Annotated in this window: 5 protein-coding genes; all 5 read right to left on the bottom strand. The window is 52.5% G+C overall.

Annotated features, from left to right (window positions below):
• Window positions 1-88: 88 nt before the first annotated feature.
• Window positions 89-868 (bottom strand): SDR family oxidoreductase, encoded by a 780-nt coding sequence (locus B2067_RS12390; RefSeq protein ID WP_301388658.1) that lies wholly within the window; start codon window positions 866-868, stop codon window positions 89-91.
• A gap of 22 nt (window positions 869-890) precedes the next feature.
• A complete protein-coding gene (hcaB, locus tag B2067_RS12385; protein ID WP_301388656.1) occupies window positions 891-1,718 on the bottom strand; it encodes a 3-(cis-5,6-dihydroxycyclohexa-1,3-dien-1-yl)propanoate dehydrogenase in 828 nt (275 codons plus the stop codon).
• A gap of 3 nt (window positions 1,719-1,721) precedes the next feature.
• Complete coding sequence (locus B2067_RS12380; RefSeq protein WP_301388655.1) at window positions 1,722-2,255, bottom strand: 3-phenylpropionate/cinnamic acid dioxygenase subunit beta; 534 nt, start codon at window positions 2,253-2,255, stop codon at window positions 1,722-1,724.
• The gene (locus tag B2067_RS12375) at window positions 2,255-3,610 is read right to left on the bottom strand and encodes an aromatic ring-hydroxylating oxygenase subunit alpha (RefSeq protein WP_301388653.1); all 1,356 of its coding nucleotides are present in this window, start codon (window positions 3,608-3,610) and stop codon (window positions 2,255-2,257) included. Before B2067_RS12375 ends, B2067_RS12380 begins: the two co-directional genes overlap by 1 nt.
• 129 nt (window positions 3,611-3,739) lie before the next feature.
• The coding region (locus B2067_RS12370; protein ID WP_301388651.1) for a VOC family protein at window positions 3,740-4,650 on the bottom strand (911 nt) is incomplete at its 5' end.

Below are 4,650 nucleotides of genomic sequence, written 5' to 3'. Positions count from 1 at the left end.
CCAATATGTCGCGATCGGCATTTTCAGAACGGTTCACCAACCTGATCGGTACGTCGCCCATCAAGAATCTTATTTGCCCTGTACCTGTTCACATGATGCCAGGATACTGACCACCATCCAGCAGCAGGTTCTGCCCCGTAACAAAACCCGCACTGGCGCCACAGAGAAAAGCGGCATAAGCGCCGAATTCCTGCGGCTGGCCAAACCTGCCGGCGGGTATACCTCTCTTCGATTTCGCCTGGAACTCTTCAACTGTCTGTCCACTCGCCGAGGCAAATCGCTCATGGTTTGAGACCAGCCGATCCGTTTCAAACTGTCCGGGCAGCAAGTTGTTGATGGTCACATTGTAAGGTGCAACATCTCGAGCGATGCCGCTGACGAATCCTGTCAGGCCTGCTCTTGCACCATTGGACAAACTCAGGAAAGAAACCGGAGCCTTGACCATATGACTGGTCACATTCAGGATCCTGCCGAATCCACGGTCACACATTCCCGGTAGTGACGCATTGATGAGGTCAATGGCGGATAGCATGTTGGACTCAATGGCAGACAGCCAGTCCTCGCGACTCAGCTTGCGGAAGTCGCCTACCGGTGGCCCGCCTGAGTTGTTCACTAGAATATCAAGTTCCTGGCAGCGATCGACAACACCCTGTCGAGATACCGGGTCTGAAAGATCTACCGCCAGTACTTCAGGCGTGTGTCCGGTCAACTCACTGATTTCCGATGCAGCCGTCGCCAGCTTGTCTTCGGTTCTTGCAACCAAAATGAGGCGCACGCCTTCTTCTGCAAGGGCAGTAGCAATCGCCTTGCCCAATCCGGAACTGCCACCACAAACCAGCGCCTGTCTGTCGGTTATACCTAGGTCCATCTTTTTCTCCTCTATTCAGCGATTATAGTTTTTTGAGCAGGCCATCCCCTCCACGGGGAACAGGACCCAGCCCACGAACACCAAACCCGCCATCGTGATTCAGTATTGATCCGGTCGCCGGTACATTGTCCTCTCGTGAGGCAAAGAAGACGTAGGCTCCTGCATATTCAGCTGGCGTGGGTAAACGCGACAGCGGAACAAATCCTGAGGCGCCCGCTTCCATGGCGCTGCCCGGGAACTCCAGGTCCTGCATATCAAGGCTGGCAGGCCCCTTAAGCTGAGTTGATATCGCACCCGGCGCAACACCGTTGACCCTGATATGCGGTGCAAGTTCGAAGGCGAGCTGCTTGATCAGTCCAACAACCGCATGCTTGGTCGCCGTATATAGAACGCCGCCACCGCTCGGCCAGAAACCGGCGTTGGAGACGGTGAAGATCATGGAACCCTGCGACTGCGCCAGCGGTTTCAGCGCAGCCTTAGACAACATCAGGTAACCGAGGACATTAATGTCAAACAGCTCGCCGAATGATTGATTCAGTTTATCTGCAGGCAGATCGACGAGCGTAATGTTGTAGTCCCAGATACCGGCATTACCGATGGCGCAGTCCAGCTTGCCGAAACGATCGACACAAGCTGCAACAGCCCGCTCATTGTCTTCGTACTCACGAACGTCTCCAACAGTGCCGATAACCCGATCCTCAAATCGGCTTTCAAGATCAGCACAACCTTCAGCAGAACGGTCTAGCACGCCGACACTCGCGCCCTCTTCGATCAGTCGTTCGACAACCGCAAGACCCAGACCAGATGCGCCACCCGTCACGAGGATTGATTGGTTCTCTAATCGACTCATGGCTTAAAACAGGCTCGACAGGTTTTGCGACAGTATGACTGTCTGCTCCAGAAACAGATGACGGCGGCAGAGCAGAAAGCCACCTTCCGATCGACGTAGCGTATCTTCGCGGCGACCAATCCAGCTGTCCTCTTCACTGTTGAGCCTCGTTCGGTAAAGTTTGAAGTTGCTGCGTACGGTCAATTCATCTTCATCAATACTGTCAATTCGCACGTTGCTGATAAGACACCGAGTACGTGACGGTGGATCTTCTGCCCAGGCCCGACCGATCGCCAATCGTTGAATCCTCATGGTCAGAATGGTTTTGTCATCGTCGAACAGCGCCATGCCACCAGGCACTGTGAATTCTTTTTCCACTTCCTTCGCCTGGGTTGTTCGCCTGAGTGGCATCCAGTAATGGATGTCGTCGGCCAGCAGATTCAGCCATTCGTCAAAGCGGCGTGAATCCAGCAAATCCGCCTCATAGTAGAGAAACTCTTCTGCTTCAAATTTGAGCAGCATTCTTTCCTGCAGCGACAGATCCTGATAAGCGCTCATCAGACTTCTCCCGTTGGTGGCTGTGAGTGATTCGCCATCAACTCCGGCCAATTTTCAGCAGCCATCCAATCCTGCCATGATTGATAGGTCCAGCGTTGGGCGTGTTCGTTTACGACGGTCTCAATACAACTCTGCCCTGAAGGATCCTGGCTGACCTGATCAGCTTTGTTACCCATGGAGAAATTAAGCGGCAGGGTTTTGCTGAAAGTGCCCTTGGCGCCGCGCGTGGAATGACTCCAATTCTCACCATCGTCCTGCTCGAGCACACCAGCAGGCCCGAACATATGGTTTTGCATAAAAGCAGAGAACTTCTGCTCATCTTCTGACATTCCCTTGCGACGGAAGTTAAACCACCAGAGCTCTGTCTCGTAAGGACCCCGCGGGATTCGAAGGCATACTTGATTCGTCTGCGCGACCCACAGGTTTGGGAAAATATTGGGATGACCAAATGAACGCGTTCCGACTGGACCCAGCATTTCCCTGGTTTCAGGCGAGGTCCGTCTCTCGGCGTGTCGATCGTACCATTGTGGCTCGCCCTCACCGCTGGCCAGTCTGGCATCGTATCTGGCCTGCTCTTCCTCGGATATGCCTGGCCCGCCAATGCCATGGCCATATTCACCCAGTATCACCATCTGATTGTCAGGTGCCATCGCGGCCGCGTCCAGGATGCCTATTTTAATGGCCGAGCCGTGGGAAACTTTGACGTGATACCAGTCATACAGGTTATCTACGGCGAGCTTCCAGTTACATTGCAGTCGATTTTTATGGATACCATCAAGAAACTCGATGTCGCCTTCAGCCAGCATAAAGTCGATACCAACCTTGCCAACCCAGCCAAGATACTCTTCGAGTGGCGGAGCCTCTGGATCGAGGGTGGCAAAATAAAACCCCCGGTAGTTCTCGACCTTGGCAGCCGGTGTTAAACCCCAGTCTTTTTTGTCGATGTTGTTGCGATAGAAGTCATCCTCCCCCGGCATGCCGATCAGTCGACCGTCAAGATCGTAATTCCAGCCGTGATAGGAACAGAAAAAGCTTTTGGTATTGCCGAGCTCCGCTCGACAAACGGTATTGCCGCGATGAGGACAACTGTTCAGCAGCACGTTGATGGATTGCTGCCGGTCGCGGACGACGATGACTTCATCTTCACCAATGTAGTTCATCATAAAATCGCCAGGATTCGGTATCTGCGATTCGTGACAGACAAAGTTCCAGGCGCGACCAAAGATTTTTTTCAGTTCTTCCTGATAGATCTCTTCGTCGGTGAATATTCTCCGGTCCAGTATCCCGGTTGCCATGTCAAAGCAACCGCTCACATCTACACTTGCCTTGTCGGTCGCTATCAGTGCATCAGACATTCAGAGTCCTCCCATTTGCCATGCAGTTATTTGACACTTCGCCCTGACCCGCGTCGTTAAAATGTATGTTGATTCCATGTACTTCAACATAGCGGCTGGTGTCAGATTCGATATGTGTTTTCAAGCTGTTCATTTTGTTGACTCCGGTTGATGACCCCAGATGCTGGTCTGATTAAAGGTTTTGGGTTGCCAGACCGAATCGTCAATCTCTAGACCACCCCAGCCGTACTCAATGTCAAAACCCGACGGTGTTGCCATGTAGAAACTGAACATTTCGTCATTCGGGTGCTTGCCGAGTCCTGATGAGATTCTTACACCGGCAGTTTTAGCGCGATCCAGGCCATAGCCAACGTCATCCATGTCTGCAACCTGAAGCATGATGTGATTCAGGCGCTTTGGCAGCGGTATTGGAATGAGTGCGAGTGTGTGATGACGAGGGTTGCAGTGGAGAAAAGTCAGCTCCAGTTGCTGGTCAGGCGGGCCAACAACAATATGGTCTGACAGAAGAAAACCAAGCCCGTCGAGGTAAAATTGTTTGGCTGCTTCAAGATCACTGGCGCAAAGCACCACATGACCAAGTCCCTGTCCCTCCGTGACGAAGCCGCCGACACCAATGGGTGACTTAAAAGCTAAGGTGCCCAGTCGCTCACCGATGTAAAGCTCAACCCTCAGTCCATCGGGGTCAAAGCAAATTTTCAGCTGTTCGACCTGTCGGGCAGCGCATTCTTCCTCACTACCATCGCTTATATTGATGCCTTGCGCGGAAAGGCGTTGACAGACAGATTGAAGTGCTTCTTCGGAAGTCAGACAGAAACCGAGGCAAGTGATGTCATCTTCGCCAGTTGGTTTTGCCTGGATTCGCCAAATGGTGCTGTCGTAGCTCAGATTCAGCACACCCTCATGAGCTTCACTGCTGACGCCGAGAACGTTGTCGGCGTATTGCTGCCAGTCATCAAGACTGGTCACACCTACTTCGATATAACCCAGTTCTGCAATTGACTCTAATATTTGGTCTTTCTTTTCCATGGCACTCTCCTCTC

This window comes from Thalassolituus sp. UBA2590, from assembly GCF_002339775.1.
Lineage (GTDB): Bacteria > Pseudomonadota > Gammaproteobacteria > Pseudomonadales > Oceanobacteraceae > Thalassolituus.
The sequence above is the reverse complement of the archived record's forward strand: the minus strand, read 5'-3'. Positions and strand labels throughout refer to the sequence as shown.

Excerpts from the sequence above, each read along its gene's own strand:
- B2067_RS12390 (WP_301388658.1), bottom strand. The coding sequence starts at position 868 with ATGGACCTAGGTATAACCGACAGACAGGCGCTGGTTTGTGGTGGCAGT.
- hcaB (WP_301388656.1), bottom strand. The coding sequence starts at position 1,718 with ATGAGTCGATTAGAGAACCAATCAATCCTCGTGACGGGTGGCGCATCT.
- B2067_RS12380 (WP_301388655.1), bottom strand. The coding sequence starts at position 2,255 with ATGAGCGCTTATCAGGATCTGTCGCTGCAGGAAAGAATGCTGCTCAAA.
- B2067_RS12375 (WP_301388653.1), bottom strand. The coding sequence starts at position 3,610 with ATGTCTGATGCACTGATAGCGACCGACAAGGCAAGTGTAGATGTGAGC.